Source organism: Kitasatospora sp. NPDC088861, assembly GCF_044750105.1.
GTDB lineage: Bacteria > Actinomycetota > Actinomycetes > Streptomycetales > Streptomycetaceae > Kitasatospora.
Genome location: NZ_JBIVJF010000001.1, coordinates 254494 through 271683, shown reverse-complemented (window position 1 = coordinate 271683; position 17190 = coordinate 254494). Strand labels below are relative to the sequence as shown.

The window sequence follows — 17190 nt, the reverse complement described above, 5'->3', positions numbered from 1 at the left end:
GCGGTGGTTCAGCGGTTGGCGCGCCGTACGGAGTCCACGCCGAGAGCCAGGGCGGCCAGTAGCACCGCGGCGGCGGCCACCGCGGCCGTGCCCGGGCCCTTGCCCTCCGCCACGCCGAGGAAGTCGACCTCGGGGATGCGGTTGAACATCGCGTACCAGAGCAGCGGGTAGAGCGCCTGGAACAGCCGGGGACCGCGGCTGACGATCCCGCAGAGCATCGCCAGGGCGGGCACCACCAGGGCGCCGACCAGGGCGGCGACCGCCGCGCCGGTGTCGCCGGAGGCGATCAGCCGGACGATCGGCACCGCGGTGACGGCCAGTGCCACGGCGATCCCGGCGAGCAGTCCTGCCAGCAGCCGGCGGCCTGCGGCCGGGCAGGCGGCGAGCAGGTCGTCGATGCTCCCGGCGCCGGCGTGGTTGCCCATCCGGGACCAGATGAGCACCGGCCAGAGCACGGTGAGCGGCAGCACCGGGTGGAGGACGTTCCCGCTCGGGACGAACGCGGCGAGCACGGCCAGGGCCAGCGTGCCCAGCCACCACCAGCGCATGCCCTGGAGCAGGACGCGTACCTCGCCGACCAGTGTGGGCAGGAAGGACGAGCCCATCCGGGGCGGCGTCAACAGGGACGGGTCGAGGCCGAAGGAGGTGCCCGCGCCGGCGGCCGGCTCCTCGGCGTGGTCGGCGTGCTCGGCACCGGTCCGGTCGGCCGCGCCCTTGGCGCCCGGGACCAGCGCGCCGACCGCGCCGATGGCGGCGGACGGGTCGAAGCGGCGGAACCAGAGCACCGACAGCAGCGCGGCCACCAGCGAACCGGCCACCAGCAGCGCGGCGTTGGCCAGCAGGCCGCCGCCCAGATCGCCGAGACCGAGGCCCTGCCAGTCGAAGGTGACCGGGGTCTTGTCGTCGGAGGTGAGGCCGACGCCGAAGCGCACTGCCTCGGCCGGGTGCCCGGCCGCCGAGATCGCCTGGCGCATCGACTCGCTGATCCGTTCCATGCTCAGCAGGTCGTACGCGCCGGAGGCCTGGGAGGCCATGATGCCGACCAGCCAGACCACGAACCAGATCAGCGCGCCGACGCCGCCGCGCAGGCCCGGCAGGGTGTCGAAGAGCACCGCGCAGGCCGCGACGAGGGCCAGCAGCGGGAGCGTGATCAGGACGAAGGGCAGCAGCAGGCGCACGACGTCGACGTGGTACGACTCGCCCTTGACCAGCTGCACGCCGAACGCGGTCACCGCGAGGGCGAGCAGCATCGAGCCGAGCACCAGCAGGTTGCTGCAGAACTTGCCGAACAGGTACGAGGGTCGGGTCATCGGCGTGGCCGCGAGGATCTGGCCGACGCCGTTGCGCTCGTCTTTGGGGACGGTGCCGCGGGTGATGTTGAAGCCGGCCAGCGCCAACCAGACAGCGCCGCCGAGCGCGGTGACGGTGCCGACGTAGCCGCTGGTGTACAGGCCCCGGTAGCCGCTGATCTGGAAGACCTGCCAGGTCGAGGAGCCGACCGGGGCGGCCAGCAGGCCCAGGGCGAGCGTGCCGAGCAGGACCACCAGGTAGGCGGGACGGCGTCGGCGCTCCCGGAAGTCGGCGAGGGCGAGCGCGGTGACGGTGCCCGCCATCAGCGCACCACCGCCTGCGGGACGGCCGGAGCCGGGGCGGAGGTCAGCAGCAGGTAGGCGTCGTCGAGCCCCGGCGGGACCGGTTCGGCGTGCTGGGCGGGCGCGTGCGGGGAGATCACCCGGGCGCGAACGCCCTGCGGGGTGCGGGTGGTGCCGCCGAGGACGAACCGCGAGCGTAGGGCCGGGATCTGGTCGGAGGCCACGGTGAGCTCCCAGACCGAGCCCTCGGCGAGCCGCAGGAGCTCCTCCGGGGTGCCGTGGTGGATCAGCCGGCCCTTGCCCATGATGGCGATCCGGTCGGCGGTGGCCGCCACGTCGGAGACGATGTGGGTGGAGAGGATCACGATCCGCTCGGAGCCGAGGCCGGTGAGCAGGTTGCTGAACCGCATCCGCTCCTCCGGGTCGAGGCCGACGGTCGGCTCGTCGACGATCAGCAGCTGGGGGTCGTTGAGCAGCGCCTGGGCGATGCCGACCCGCTGGCGCATGCCTCCGGACATCGAACCGAGCCGCTGCTTGGCGGCTCCGGAGAGGTTGACCAGGTCGAGCAGCTCGGTGATCCGGGCGTTCGCGGAACGGCCCTGCAGCCCCTTGGCCGAGGCCAGGTAGGAGAGGAACTCGCGGGCGGTCAGCTGCGGGTAGACGCCGAAGTCCTGTGGCAGGTAGCCGATGGTGCGGCGCAGCGGGCCGGGGTTCTCGGCGATGTCGGTGCCGTTCCAGAACACCCGGCCGGAGGTCGGCTTGGTGACGGTGGCCAGGATTCGCATCAGGCTGGACTTGCCGGCGCCGTTGGAGCCGAGCAGGCCGAGCACGCCGGGGCGCAGGGTCAGCGAGAAGGAGTCCACCGCTCGCTTGCCGCCGCGGTACTCCTTGGTCAGATCGGTGATCTGGAGTTCCATCGCTCAGTCCTTCGTGTTGACGCGGACGACACCGACCTTGGAGGCGACGGTGATGGCGTGGGCGGAGTTCGGGTCCTCGCCGACCTCCACGTGGGGGTTGGACGAGCCGGCCTTGGCCTCGACGTGGTAGCGGGTGCCGTCCTCGGGGACCCGCACGGTGATGCTGCCGGTGTCGGACTCGGCCTTGACCTTGTCGGGCGCCTTGACGAAGGTCAGCTTCACGCTGCCGTTCTCGTTGGCGACGTCCACGTCGGCGGAGGAGAGGCCGCTCGCGTCGACCTTGCCCTTGTCGGTGCGGACGGTGAGCGGCGCGGCGAGGCCGTCGAGGTCCACCGAGCCCTGCTCGGTCTTCACGTCGAGCTTGCCGTCGATGCCCTTGGCGGTGATGCCGGCCGATCCGCTGCCCTGGACGGTCACGGCCACGCCCTTGGGGACGTGCACGGTGTACTGGGCCTTGCAGTTGAGGACGATGCCGCTGCACTTGCCGGACAGCTTGAGGGTCTCGCCCTCCAGCGTCCAGGCGGCGTTGCCGTCCTTCGCGGCCTGGCCGGCGAGCCTGCGGTCGGCCCTGAGGGTGGTGCCGTCGGCGGGCACCAGGGTCACATCCTTGTCGGTGTCCACGGTGAGGTGCGTGCCCTGGAAGCCGAAGTCCTTGGAATCGTTGCGGGGTTGGGCGTCCAGGTCGTCGCTCACACCGCAGCCCGTGAGTGCGATGGCCAGTGCGGAGATCGGGGCCACCCAGGCCAGCTTGGCGGTCGACATTTTCATACCCGTCATGCTCCCGGCGGGGCCGGGGCGGCGACATCCGCCTTTCGGGAGAGATCGGCGGGGCGTCTCGTTCCTTTGGCCGAGGACGCGCTCTCGTTCTTTCGGCCGGGGCGGCACGGATGAACGGACGGGGGTGGACCGGGGGTTCACTATACGAATTCCCCGGGGAAAGAGCGCCCGCCCGGCACGGGCCGGTGAAGGCCGTGCCGGGCGGGCGGGGAAGGGGTGTTCGGAAGCGGTTGTCGCGGGCCGTCGGCTCCGACCTCAGATCAGCACGGTCCGCTTTCCGGTGACGGCGCTGATTCGCCGGGCGTCGCGGGTGAGATTGACCCGCTTGAGCCAGCGGTCGGTGCCGTCGAAGCGGCAGCGGAAGGACTCCCGGCCGTGCACCACCCGGAAGTTGTCGACGAAGACCAGGTCGCCGGGGGCGAGCGAGATCCGCTCCACGTGCTCGCCGAGGACGGCCTGGACGGTCTCCACGGCTTCGGCGGCCGCGTCGTCGCCGGGCAGCGGGCGCATGAAGTCGATGTCGAAGCGCAGGTAGGGGGCGTTCGGGGGGCCGAACAGCACGGCGCCGAGCTGCGAGCCGTCGCCGGCGCTGTCGGGCAGCGAGCCGAGGTTGTGGGAGTCGTCCGGGAGGAACAGGAAGCGCTCCTGGAACAGCACCTCGCGGACGTTCTGAGGCAGGTCGAGTGCCTCGGCGCGGACGTAGGTGGTGCCCACCTGGGTGGGGTTGCGCAGGCACAGCAGGGCCACGTAGTCGCTGCGGCAGGGGTGGAAGACGTCCTCGGTGTGGAAGTTGAGTTCCCTGGTGCTGCTGGCGCTGGTCAGCGAGTTGTCGTCCTCGGGGGTGGGGCAGACGTCGTGGACCAGCCGGCCGGCCTGCTGGCTGGTCCAGCCGAACGGCTCGGCGAGCCCGGCGCCGACCAGGGCCAGCACGCCTTCCTCGTGCCAGCCCGCGCCGAGCTTGGCGGCCGGTTCCCAGCCGAGCGGGGTGGGCTCCAGGTCGGCCCGGACCGGAAGGTTGGAGACCACGGTGATGGCCTCCTCGCCGGTGCGGGTCGCGGCGAGGAAGGTCCGCAGCCGCTCCGGCAGCCGCTGGGCGGCGCCGGTGGCAGCCGCGGACATCCGCGAGGGGTCCTGGTCGCCGTTCAGGGACTCCAGGAATTCATCGGCGAGAACCGCGATCTCGTCGCGCTCTTCATCGTGCAACCGCAGCGTGGACACCGCTTTCCTTTCTTTCGCGTCGGTGCGCCCTGGGGGTTTCCGGTCAGGACGCGGTGGAGCGTGGGCGGAGATCGTTCCAGTTGCTCTCGATGTAATGCAGGCAGTCCTCCCTGGAGTCCGGTCCGTACGTCGACGACCAACCGTCTGGAACGTCGAGGAAATCCGGCCAGAGGCTGTGCTGGTTCGCCTGGTTGACCAAAACCCGGAAGGTGCCTTCGGCATTCTCGAACGGGTTTCCCATTCGTCTCTCCCTGAACTGGTGTGGGGCCGGCACTGGCACCGCTCATGCTGGGAAGGGGTTCGGCGTGCTGACAAGCTCGTTAAGTCAGGCCTTAAATCGGAAAACGGACCCTTCGACTTCGCTTCGCCGAATGCCTGCGGCGGACCGGTAAATCGCGCTGACCTGCGGTTATCGTGCCCTGCTTAAGGAGCTGGAGCCTGCTGTTGGTTCCGGTCGAAACTGATGTCACCTGCCGGAAACCGAACAGGAGGCATCCATGTCGATCACTGAAGTGGCGATACCCGGAGCAAAACTGACATCGGCCGACATCTACAACTCGGCGGTGGCATCCTGGGCAATTGCCGCAGCCTGGGAGGTGGGCGCGCTCGACGAGCTGAACGGCGCCGCCTCTCTGGATGCGGAGGAACTGGCGGAAAAGCTCGGGCTGGACCCGGTCGCGTCCCGCGGGATGTTCCAGGCGCTCGCCTCGGTCGGAGTCGTCACCCGTGATGGCGGCACGATCAGCCCCGGCCCGATCTTCGACGAGGTGAACACCTACCGGTCGTACTTCCACTGGCTCAGCCGGGGCTGCTCCGGTCTTTACACCGAAATGCCCTCGGTGCTCCGAAAAGAGAACCGGGTCGGCTCCTTCTACCACCGGGACGGCGCGGCCATCGGCTACGCCTGCCGCGAGCTGTCCTCGTTCTCGTTCGACCCGGCGTTCTGGGCCGCGATGGACCGGCTGCCGTTCGACTTCAAGGTCGCCGCCGACCTCGGCTGCGGCAGCGGCGAGCGGCTCATCCAGATCGCCAACCGCTACCCGGGCACCCGCGGCCTCGGCCTCGACATCGGCCTCCCGGCCGTCGAGATGACCACCCGTGAGGTGGCCAGGGCCGGCCTGTCCGACCGCATCACCGCTCTCCAGGCGGACGCTCGCGACCTGGCCCCGCATCCCGTCTTCGCGGAGGTCGAGCTGCTCACCTGCTTCATGATGGGCCACGACTTCTGGCCCCGCGAGAACGCCGTCAAGTCGATGCGCACCCTGCGCGAGCGGTTCCCCAACGTGCGCCGCTTCCTGCTGGGCGACACCACCCGCACGGTCGGCTACCCGGACCGCGGGATCCCGCTGTTCAACCTCGGCTTCGAGTCCGCCCACGACCTGATGGGGGTGTACGTGCCCACCCTGGACGAGTGGTACGGGGTCTTCGAGGAGACCGGCTGGAAGCTGGCCGGCGAGCAGCGGATCGAGTCGCCCGCCGCCTCCGTCGTCTTCGAGTTGGAGTGACCCCGACACCATGACGACCACCTCGGCACCCCCCACCAGGAGCGTCGACCCGGCCAGCGCCGGCGGGCTCGGCCGGCTGCTGCACCGACTGATCCGCTGGCACACCGTCCCCGGAGCCCAACTCGCCCTCCTGCACCAGGGCGTGACCTCGGTCGTGACGGCCGGGGAGGAGTGCTACGACAGCGGTCGGCCGGTCACCGCGGAGTCCCGGTTCCCGGTCGGCTCGCTCACCAAGCCGTTCACCGCCGCGCTGCTGACGACCCTGGCGGACGAGGGCGAGGTGGACCCGGACGCCCCGCTCGGCGGGCAGTTCCGCGAGTTCGCGGCGCTGCCCGGGGTGCTCGGGAGCGAACTGGCGCTGCGGCACCTGCTCACCCACACCGGCGGACTGCCCGGGAGCCACCCCGCCGAGCAGCCGCCGGCCGACCGCGACCAGTACCTCAGGGAGGCCGCGGCGGCCGTGGTCTGCCCGCCGGGCACGGCCTTCTCCTACTCCAACGTCGGGCTGGTGGCGGCCGGCCGGGTCGCCGAACTGGCCCTCGGCATGCCGTGGGAGGAGGCCGTCACCTCGGTCCTGCTGCGTCCGCTCGGCATCCGCGCGGCCTTCGTCACCGGCTCGGGCGCCGCCGCCGGGCACGTCCCCGGGCACGCCGCGCAGCCGGCGTACGGTACCGCCCGCCCGGTGGCCCAGCTGCTGCCGCCGGTGGAGGCGCCGGCCGGCGCGCTCGCGCTCGCCGCCGCGGACCTGCTGCGGTTCGGCACCCTGCTCGCGGACGAACCGGTGCGCCCGCGAGGGCCGCTGCTGCCGCCGCCCCGGGTCACCGAGACGATGCGCCGGATCGAGCCGAACACCGACGCGTTCGGCCTGGCCGACGCTTGGGGCCTCGGCCTCGCGCACTACCTGGCCCCGGACGGCCGGACCTGGGTCGGTCACGACGGCACCGGCGACGGCACCTCCTGCCACCTGCGGGTCGACCCGCAGGAGGGCACGGTCGTCGCGCTGACCACCAACGCGGGCACCGGACTCGCGCTCTGGGACGACCTGCTGGCCGAACTGGGCGGGGCCGGGATCGAGGTCGGCAGTCACCCGTTCACCCGGCTGCGCGGCGACGCGCCGCCGGCCCCCGACCACCTCCTCGCCGACTGCGCGGGGACCTACCGCAACGGCGCCACCGAGTACCGCCTGGTCCATGACCCGGACGGCCTGCGGCTCGACCAGGGAGGCCGACCGTTCGCCCGGCTCGCCGTCCGGTCGGACCTGGCGTTCTCGGTCGTCGAGCTGACCACCGAGCGGACCGGCTACACCGGCCGCTTCCACCGGGACCCGGACACCGGGCGGATCGACCGCATGCAGGTCGGCGGGCGCCTGGCGGCCCGGTGGTGAGCGGCGGCGCACGGCAGTAACCAGCGTGTTCCGGACTCCCGCGACCCGCGGGAGTCCGAAGCCGTCGTCGGACCGGACGGCCGGGCGGCTGAACGGGCAGAGCAGACCGAAGGGCAGGAGACACAACCATGTCGCACGAGGCGGCTTCCCCGGACGCACGGCTCATCACTGGTACCGACCCGGCGTCGGCGGAGGCGGCAGGGTGGCACGCGGGACCGCCGGCGCCCGCCGCCGGCACCCTGCCCGAGCTGCTGCGCCGGCAGGTCGAGCGGGCCCCGAGGGCGCCCGCCCTGGTGTCCGGGGTCGGCACCCTCTCGTACGCCGAGCTGGACAGCCGGACCAACCGGCTGGCGCACCTGCTGATCGACCGGGGCGTCGGCCCCGGCAGCATCGTGGCGCTCGGCATGGCCCGCGGCGCGGATCTCGTGCTGGCGGCCATCGCCACCACCAAGGCCGGCGCCGCCTACCTGCCGGTCGATCCGGCCTACCCGGCCGAGCGGGTCGCCTACGTCCTCGCCGACGCCTCGCCGCGGCTGCTGCTCACCAACGGCGCCGGTTCGGTCCGGGCCGTCGACGGCCCGTCGGCCGTGCTGGACCTCGCCGACCCGGCCGTCGCCGAGGCGCTGGCGGGCTGCCCGGACACCGACCCGGCCGCGGCCGGGAAGGTCGGGCCGGGACACCCGCTGGACGCCGCGTACGTCATCTACACCTCCGGATCCACCGGGCGCCCCAAGGGCGTGGCCGTGCCCCACCACGGCCTCGCCGCCCTCACCGCCCAGCACGTCGCCCAGCTGGCGGCCGGCCCCGGTTCCCGGGTGCTGCAGTTCGCCAGCCCCAGTTTCGACGCCTCGGTGTTCGAACTCTCCATGGCGCTGCTCACCGGCGGCACGCTGGTCCTGGCCGATGCCGCGCGGCTGGTACCCGGTCCGGCCTTCGCCGACCTGCTGGCCGAACTGCGGATCACCCACGTCACCCTGCCGCCTGCGGTGCTCGCCACCCTGCCGGACGGGGCGGTCCCGGCCGGCGTCACCGTCGTCACGGCCGGCGAGGCCTGCTCCGCCGCGGTCGCGGCCCGTTGGGCGCCCGGCCGGCTGATGGTCAACGGGTACGGGCCGACCGAGTCCACCGTCTGCGCCACCATGAGCGACCCGATCCCCGGGGACGGCACCGCCCCCGACATCGGACGCCCGGTGACCGGCACCCGGGTGCACGTCCTCGACGAGTGGCTGCGGCCGGTCGCCCCCGGCGCCGTCGGCGAGCTGTACGTGGCCGGGGACGGGCTGGCGCTCGGCTACCTGGGCCGCCCCGGTCTGACCGCCGAGCGCTTCGTCGCCGACCCGTACGGACCGGCCGGCGGCCGCCTCTACCGCACCGGCGACCTCGCCGAGTGGACCGCGGACGGCGTGCTGCGCTACCGCGGCCGGACCGACGACCAGGTCAAGATCCGGGGCTTCCGGGTCGAGCTGGGCGAGGTCGAGGCCGCCGTGCTGACCCACCCGGCCGTCGCCGAGGCCGCCGCCGGAGCACCCGAGGACGAGCGCGGCCACCGCCGACTGGTCGTCCACGTTCGCGCGGAGGCGGGCCTGGCCGCGCCCACCCGGGCCGAGCTCGCCGCCCACCTGCGCCGCACCCTGCCCGAGCACCTGCTGCCCTCCGCGGTGGTCCCGGTCGGGCACTTCCCGCTCAACCCCTCCGGAAAGGTGGACCGCGCCGAACTGCCCGCGCCGGACTGGACCGGCCGCGGGGTCGCCCACGTGCCGGCGAACGGCCCGGTCGAGAAGGCCGTGGTCCGGATCTGGGAGGAGGCCCTCGGCACCACCGGTGTCGGGACCACCGACGACTTCTTCGACCTCGGCGGCGACTCGCTGCTGGGCGCCCGCGTCCTGGCCCGGCTGAAGGCGGAGTTCGGCACCGCACCGAGCCTGCGCGAGCTGTTCGCCGCGCCGACCGCGGGCGCGGTCGCCGCCCTGGTCGGACCGGCCGGGCACATCCCCGCCCCGGTCGGGGCCGTCGCGCGCGACGGCGCGCCGCGTGGCCGCGGCGGCACCGTGCCGATGTCCTTCGCCCAGGAGAGCCTCTGGTTCCTTCACGACGCCGCCCCGGCCCTGGCCGGGTACGGCGCCGCGGTCGGCATCGAGCTGGCCGGCGAACTGGACGACGCGGCGCTGCGCGCCGCCTTGGGCGCGGTGCTCGCCCGGCACGAGGTGCTCCGCACCACCTTCCGGGCCGGCGAGCACGGCGGCGTGCAGGTGGTGCACGAGCCCGGCGAGCCCGCGCTCGACGTGGTCGACCTCACCGCGCTGTCGGCCGGGAAGGCGGCGGACGAGCACGAGCGACTGCTCGCCGAGGCGACGGCCCGTCCGTTCGACCTGGTGGCCGGGCCGCTGCTGCGCGCCCTGCTGATCCATCTGCCCGGGCGGCGGCACGTGCTGGTGCTGGACCAGCACCACATCGTCACCGACGGCTGGTCCACCCGCGCCCTGCTCCGGGAGCTCTTCGAGCTCTACGGCCGGGCCGTGCACGGGCCGCTCGGCCCGGTGGCGCCGGCGCCCGACCAGTTCGCCCGCCACGCCGCCGACCAGCGCGAACGGGCCCGGGCCGGCGCCTGGGACGCCGACATCGCGTACTGGCGCGAGCGGCTCGCCGACCTGCCGCCGCTCGACCTGCCCGCCGACCGGCCGCGCTCGGCGGCCCGCACCGGCGCCGGCGCCCTGCACCGGTTCCGTGTCCCGGCCGAGCTGGCCGCCGGGCTGCGCGCCCTGTCCCGGGCCCGTCGGGCCACCGTCTTCATGACGCTGACCGCCGCCGTGCACGTCCTGCTGGCCCGGCACAGCGGCCAGCGCGACTTCGCGCTCGGCATCGCCACCGCCGGCCGCCGCGACGGCGTGGACGACGACACCCAGGGCTTCTTCGCCAACCTGGTGCCGCTGCGCACCGCGCTCGACCCCGCCCGGCCGTTCGGTGAACTCGTCGACGCCGTAAGGGAGTCCACCCTGGTCGCGGTCGAGCACGGCGAGGTGCCGTTCGACCGGCTGGTCGAGGCGCTGCGTCCGGTCCGCGAACCGGGCCGGATGCCGCTGGTGCAGGCCGCCGTCACCTACCAGGAACCGCTGCTGCGCCCCGGGGCGGCGGCCGCCGGGCTCGACCTGGCCGAGGCCGAACTCCCGCGATCCTCCTCGCGGTTCGACCTGCTCTTCGAGTTCTGGAACCACGGCGACACGCTCGGCGCCGGCATCGAGTACAGCACCGACCTGTTCACCGCTGCCACGGTCGCCCGGCTGGCGGACCACCTGCTCGGCCTGCTCCGGTCGGCCGTCGCCGACGCCGGCGCGCCCGCCGGGGAGCTCGCCCTGGTCGGCGCGGAGGACGCCGGGGCCCGGCGGGCCCGGGCCGACTGGCACGACACCGAGACCACCTACCCGCGCGAGGCCCGGGTCCACGAGCTGTTCGAGTACGTCGCCCGGCTCCGCCCGGATGCCGTCGCCCTGGTGCACGAGGAGACCGCCGTCCGCTACGGCGAGCTCAACACCCGGGCCAACCGGCTGGCCCGCCGACTGGCAGCCGCCGGGGTCGGGCGCGGCACGCTCGTCCCGGTCTGCGCCCGGCGCTCGCCAGGGATGGTCGTCGGGCTGCTGGCGGTGCTCAAGGCCGGCGGCGCCTACGCGCTGCTCGACACCGGCCTGCCGGTCGAGCGGCTGCGGCTGATGATCGAGGACCTGGCCGCGCCGGTCGCACTCGTCGGGGCCGACGCCGAGGCGACCGTCCGGGCGGCCTGGCCCGCCGCGGGCGACCCGGTCCTGCTGTCGCTCACCGACCCGGCCACCGACGCCGAGGACGACTCCGACCCGGCCGTCCCGGGCAGCGCCGAGGACCCGGCGACGGTGATGTTCACCTCCGGCTCCACCGGTCGGCCCAAGGGTGTGCTGGCGGCCCACCGCGCCACCGTGCGCACCTTCGTCGGCACCGACTACGCCCGGTTCGGGCCGGACGAGGTGGTTCTGCAGTCGGCGCCGATCTCCTGGGACGCGTTCTCCCTGGAGCTGTTCGGCGCGCTGCTGCACGGCGCCCGCTGCGTTCTCCAGCCGGCCCCCACGCCCGAGCCGGAGGCGATCGCCGAGCTCGTCGAGCGGCACGGCGTCACCACCCTGTGGCTGTCCTCCAGCCTGTTCAACGTGATGGCCGAGGAGTACCCGGGCGTCTTCGGGACGCTCCGCCAGGTGCTGACCGGCGGCGAGGCGGTCTCGGTCGAGCACGTCGGCCGGGTGCTGCGCCGCCACCCCGGGCTGCGCCTGGTCAACGGCTACGGACCGGTGGAGTCCATGGTGTTCGCCACCACCCACCGGATCACCGAGCGGGACCTGGAGCGGGCCTCGGTGCCGATCGGCCGCCCGCTGGCCAACACCCGGGTCCACCTGCTGGACCAGGACGGACGGCCGGTGGCGGACGGCGTGCCCGGCGAGCTGTACCTGGCCGGCGACGGCCTGGCGATCGGCTACCTCGGCCGGCCCGAGCTGACCGCCGAGCGGTTCGGCCCCGCGGTCTTCGACCCGGCCGAGCGGCTCTACCGCACCGGCGACCTGGCCCGGATGCTGCCCGAGGGCGTGCTGGAGTTCCTCGGCCGGGCCGACGACCAGGTCAAGGTGCGCGGCTTCCGGATCGAGCCCGGCGAGATCGTCGCCGCCCTGCTGCGGCTGCCGGAGCTGGCCGACGCCGCCGTCCTGGCACTGCCGGACGGCGCGGGCTCCAAGCGCCTGGTCGGCTACCTGGTGCCCCGGGCCGCCGAGCAGCGCCCGGACACCGCCGCGGTGCGCGCCGCGCTGGCGCAGCACCTGCCCTCGTACATGGTGCCGTCCGCCTTCGTCACGCTGCCGGCGCTGCCGCTGAACGCCGCCGGGAAGCTCGACCGGGCCGCCCTGCCGGTGCCCGAGGCCGACGCCGGGCGGGCCTACCTGGCGCCGCGCGACGAGAAGGAGCGGCTGCTCGCGGAGACCTGGGCCCGACTGCTCGGCGTGGAACAGGTCGGTGTCGAGGACAACTTCTTCGAGCTGGGCGGGGACTCCATTCTCACCATGCGGGTCGCCGCCCGGGCCCGCGCCGAGGGGCTCTCCCTGCGCTCCGGCGACGTGATGCGGCATCAGACCGTCGCCGCACTCGCCGCCGTGGCGGTCTGGGCCCGGGACGAGGCGCCCGCCGCCGAACAGGGCCCGGTCGAGGGCGAGCTGCCGCTCACCCCGATCCAGCGCTGGTTCCACGGCACCGACCCGGCCCGGCCCGGGCACTTCGACCAGACCGTCCGGGTCGAACTGGCCCCCGGAGTCGACGAGTCGGCCCTGGAGCGGGCGCTGCGCGCCCTGTTCGCGCAGCACGACGCCCTGCGGCTGCGCTTCACCGGGGCCGTCGGCCACCACGCGCCCGGCCCGGGCGGCCCCCTGCTGCACGTCGTCGATCTGGCCGGCCTGCCGGTCGACGAGCAGGACCGCCGGATCGACGACACGGCCGAGCGGGTCGAGGAGTTCGACCTCGCGGAGGGCCCGCTGTTCGGTGCCACCCTGCTGCGCGGCGACACCGGGCGCCCGGACGTGCTGGTGCTGGCGGCCCACCACCTGGTGGTCGACGGCGTCTCCTGGCGCATCCTGCTGGAGGACCTCGCCGACGCCTACCGGCAGGCCGCGGTCGGCCGGGAGGTGCGGCTCGGCGCCAAGACCACCTCGTTCCGGGCCTGGGCGCTCGACCTCGAAACCCGCACCGCCGCCGGAGAGTTCGAGCCCGAGCGGGCGTACTGGGACGGCGTGCCGGACCCGGCGACGCCCCGGCTGCCGCGCGACCGGGCAGGCTCCAACACCGCGGCTTCGACCCGCACGCTGACCGTCCGGCTGACCGCCGCCGAGACGGACGCGGTGCTCCGGGAGCTCCCGGCCCGCTACCGGGGCGGCCCGGACGACGTCCTGCTGAGCGCGCTCGGCACCGCGCTGGCCGCCTGGACCGGCCTGCCGAAGGTGCTGGTGGACCTGGAGGGCCACGGCCGGACCGAACGGGACGGCACCGACCTGTCCCGCACCGTCGGCTGGTTCACCGCCGTGTACCCCGTCGCCCTCGACCTGCCCGACCCGGCCGCCGGCTGGCCGGCCGTGCTCAAGTCCGTCAAGCAGCGACTGCGGGACGTCCCCGGCGGCGGCCTCGGCCACGGCGCGCTGCGCGACGCGGCCGCCCACCGCACCGAGCGCGACCGCGCGCCCGAGGTGAGCTTCAACTACCTCGGGCGCTTCGAGGAACTGCCCGAGGGCGGCCCGTTCGAGGCGGGCACCCGGCCACGGATGTGGCTGCGGCAGTCCCCGGAGTCGGTCCGTCCCCACCTGCTCGACGTCATCGCCGTCCTCGGCGACGGCGGCGCCCTGGAGCTGCTCTGGCAGTACTCCGACCAGGTGCACGAGGAGGCCACCGTACGGCGCCTCGCCGAGGCCACCGCCGACGCGCTGCGCGCGCTGGCCGCGCACGCGGGCGAACCCGGAGCCGGCGGCCGGACCCCCTCGGACTTCCCGCTGCTGCGGCTGGACCAGGCCGCGGTGGACCGGCTGGCCGGTGACGGCCGAGCGGTGGCGGACCTCTACCCGCTCACCGCGATGCAGGCCGGCATGCTCTTCCACTCGTTGGAGGCCGCCGCCGAGACCGGCGGTCAGGACGCCTACTTCGCCCAGTTCGCCTTCGTGCTGGACGGCGTGGACCGCGTCGACCTGCTGGAACGCGCCTGGCGCAGCACCGTCGACCGAACCCCGGTGCTGCGCACCACGGTCGCCGACACCGGGGCCGGCGGGTTCGTCCAGCGGGTGCTGCGGACCGTCCCCACCCCGCTGACCGTGCTGGACTGGAGCGGACTGGACGAGGCCGGACGGGCCGAGGCGTTGGAACGGCTCTTCGCCGCCGACCGCGCGCTCGGCGTGGACCTGGCCGACGGCCCGCTCACCCGGCTCACCGCGGCCCGGCTGGACAGCGGCTCGTTCCACCTGCTGTGGACCTTCCACCACGCGCTGCTGGACGGCTGGAGCCTCTACCAGGTGCTCTCCGACCTGTTCGCCGAGTACGCGGCGCTGCGCGCCGGCCGGCCGTCCGCCGCCGTCGAGCGGCCGCCGTTCCGCGACTACGTGGCCTGGCAGCTCGCTCGGGACACCGACGAGGCGCAGCGGTACTTCACCGAGCGGCTGGCGAGCCTGACCACCGCCACCCCGCTGCCCTTCGACCGCAGGCCGACCGGCGAGCACCGGGTCAGGTCCTCCGCGCGGCTGCGGGTGGAACTGCCGGCCGAGCTGTCCGCCCGGGTCTACCGGGCCGCGCGGGACCGACAGGTCACCGTGAACACGGTGGTCCAGGGCGCCTGGGCGCTGCTGCTGTCCCGGCTGTCCGGGCAGGGCGACGTCTGCTTCGGCGCGACCGTCTCCGGCCGCCCCAACGACCTCGACGGCGCGCCGGACATGGTCGGGCTGTTCATCGGCACCCTGCCGGTCCGTGCCCTCGCGGACCCGCGGGCCGAGCTCGGGCCCTGGCTGCGCGAGCTCCAGCAGGAGCAGGTGCGGGCCCGCGTCCACGAGCACCTGCCGCTCACCGCGATCCAGGCCCGCAGCGGGATCGCCGCCCCGGCCAGGCTCTTCGACAGCGTGCTGGTCTTCGAGAACTACCCGGTGGACGACGCCGCGCTCACCGTCGGCGGCCTCGCCCTGCGCGACGTGAGCGCCGACGCCGAGACCACCAACTATCCCGTGGCGGTGGGCGTCTACCCGACCGAGCGGCTGACCTTCTCGTTCGCCTACGACCCCGCCCTGTTCGACGAGCGGACGGTGCGGACCTTCGCCGACCGGCTCGGTCTGCTGCTGGGCGGCATGGCCGAGCCGGAGCGGGACGCACCGACCCGGCTGGTGGACCTGCCCTGGCTGACCGAGGACGAGCTGCGGCGGCACCTGACCGGCCACGACGACACCGCGGTCGTCGTGGACCGCACCACCGTGCCGGAGCGGATCGCCGCCCAGGCCCGGCGCACTCCCGCGGCGCTCGCGCTGACCGGCCCCGACGGCCGCCTCGACTACGCCGACCTGGCCGCGCGCTCCGACGCGCTGGCCGCCCGGCTGCGCGCCGCCGGGGTCGGCACCGAGGACGTGGTGGCCGTCGCCATGCGGCCCTCCGCGCTGCTGGTGGTGACCCTGCTCGCGGTGTGGAAGGCCGGCGCCGGATACGTGCCGCTGGACCTCCAGCACCCGGCCCGGCGGCTCGGCGCCCTGCTCGCCGAGTGCGGTCCGGTGCGGCTGCTGGCGGACGCCGAGGGCGCGGCGGCTCTGGACGGCGAGGCGCCGGCCGGCTGCCCGGTCGACCTGGTGGACCTGGCGGGCCTGGCCGGCCCGTACGACCACACCGGGGTCGTCCGACCCGCCCCGGCGGACACCGCGTACGTGCTCTACACCTCCGGTTCGACCGGCACCCCCAAGGGCGTGGTCGTCGAGCACGCCTCGCTGGCGCACTACCTGGCCCACGCCGCCGACGCGTATCCGGGCCTGCGCACCTCGGCCCTGCTGCACTCCTCGATCGCCTTCGACCTCACCGTCACCGCGCTGTGGACCCCGCTGACCCAGGGCGGCACGGTCGTGGTGTCCCCGCTGGAGCCGGACGCGCTCGCCGAACTGGCCGCCGCCGGCACCGCGGTGGGCTTCGTCAAGGCGACGCCCAGTCACCTCCCGCTGCTGGAGCGCCTGCCCGACGTGGCGGCCGGCTCGGCCGACCTGGTGGTCGGCGGCGAGCAGTTGCCCGGCGAGAGCCTCGCCGGCTGGCGGGCCCGGCACCCCGGCAGCGCGGTGATCAACGAGTACGGGCCGACCGAGGCGACCGTGGGCTGCATCGTGTACCGGGCCGAGCCCGGGCAGCCGCTCGCCCCGGGCGCCGTCCCGATCGGCCGGCCGATCCGCAACACCCGGGTCCACCTGCTCGACGGCACGCTGCGCCCGGTGCCCGACGGCGTCACCGGCGAGCTGTACCTCGGCGGCGACGGCCTGGCCCGCGGCTACCGGGGCCGTCCGGCGCTGACCGCCGAGCGGTTCGTCGCCGCCCCGTTCGGTGCGCCCGGCGGCCGGCTCTACCGCACCGGCGACCTGGCCCGGCGCCGCGCCGACGGCGTGATCGAGTACCTGGGCAGGGTCGACGACCAGGTGAAGGTGCGGGGCTTCCGGATCGAACTCGGCGAGGTGGAGAGCGCGTTGACCCGCCACCCGGGCGTCGCCGCGGCCGCTGCCACGGTCGCCGACGGGGTGCTCGGTGGGCACGTGGTGACCACCGGCGGCCCGGACGCGCCGGACGCGGCCGAGCTGCGCCGCTTCCTGGCCGGGCTGCTGCCCGAGCACATGGTCCCGGCGGGCTTCGCCTTCGTCCCGGCGCTGCCCCTCACCCCCAACGGCAAGGTCGACCGGGCGGCGCTCGGCCGACCCGCGGAACGGCCCGCCGAGCCCGCGGCACCGGAACCGCGGGAGCTGCTGACGCCCACCGAGCAGGCCCTGGCGGACATCTGGTCGGACGTCCTGGAGGTGGCGCAGGTCGGCCCGGACGACGACTTCATCGGCCTGGGCGGGGACTCCATCCGGAGCCTGGGCGTGATGGCGAGCGTCCGCAGGGCGTTCGGGATCTCCCTGTCGCCGCGGGAGGTCATGACGGCCCGGACCGTCTCCGAGCTGGCGGCGCTCATCGAGGACAAGGTCCTGGCGGACATCCTGGCCGCCGAGGGACTGGCGGACACCGGCACGAGCAGCGAGGCATGAGGAGCATGA

8 protein-coding genes are annotated in these 17190 nt (G+C 74.5%); 3 read left to right on the top strand and 5 right to left on the bottom strand.

Features of this window, described 5'->3' with window-relative positions; genetic code table 11:
* Positions 1-8 precede the first annotated feature (8 nt).
* From ACIP37_RS01130 to ACIP37_RS01110, 5 genes are all read right to left on the bottom strand, one after another.
* Positions 9-1613 (bottom strand): ABC transporter permease, encoded by a 1605-nt coding sequence (locus ACIP37_RS01130; RefSeq protein WP_400803900.1) that lies wholly within the window; start codon positions 1611-1613, stop codon positions 9-11.
* Entirely contained in the window at positions 1613-2509 is an 897-nt protein-coding gene (locus tag ACIP37_RS01125; RefSeq protein WP_363623113.1) for an ABC transporter ATP-binding protein, read from the bottom strand. Before ACIP37_RS01125 ends, ACIP37_RS01130 begins: the two co-directional genes overlap by 1 nt.
* A gap of 3 nt (positions 2510-2512) precedes the next feature.
* Positions 2513-3277, bottom strand: coding sequence for a DUF4097 family beta strand repeat-containing protein (locus ACIP37_RS01120; RefSeq protein ID WP_400326935.1), 765 nt, complete (start codon positions 3275-3277; stop codon positions 2513-2515).
* 264 nt (positions 3278-3541) lie between these two features.
* Entirely contained in the window at positions 3542-4504 is a 963-nt protein-coding gene (locus ACIP37_RS01115; protein WP_400803896.1) for a TauD/TfdA family dioxygenase, read from the bottom strand.
* A gap of 43 nt (positions 4505-4547) precedes the next feature.
* Positions 4548-4745 carry an MbtH family protein gene (locus ACIP37_RS01110; protein ID WP_400803893.1) on the bottom strand — a complete coding sequence of 66 codons (198 nt, stop codon included), beginning with the start codon at positions 4743-4745 and terminating at the stop codon, positions 4548-4550.
* Between the two features lie 256 nt (positions 4746-5001).
* On the opposite strand from ACIP37_RS01110, the gene ACIP37_RS01105 reads away from it, so the two are divergent.
* The 3 genes from ACIP37_RS01105 to ACIP37_RS01095 all read left to right on the top strand — a co-directional run bounded on the left by ACIP37_RS01105 (position 5002) and on the right by ACIP37_RS01095 (position 17181).
* The gene (locus tag ACIP37_RS01105; protein ID WP_363623121.1) at positions 5002-6009 is read left to right on the top strand and encodes a class I SAM-dependent methyltransferase; all 1008 of its coding nucleotides are present in this window, start codon (positions 5002-5004) and stop codon (positions 6007-6009) included.
* 10 nt (positions 6010-6019) lie between these two features.
* Complete coding sequence (locus ACIP37_RS01100) at positions 6020-7393, top strand: serine hydrolase domain-containing protein (RefSeq protein ID WP_400803890.1); 1374 nt, start codon at positions 6020-6022, stop codon at positions 7391-7393.
* A gap of 128 nt (positions 7394-7521) precedes the next feature.
* Positions 7522-17181 (top strand): amino acid adenylation domain-containing protein, encoded by a 9660-nt coding sequence (locus ACIP37_RS01095; RefSeq protein WP_400803887.1) that lies wholly within the window; start codon positions 7522-7524, stop codon positions 17179-17181.
* Positions 17182-17190 lie beyond the last annotated feature (9 nt).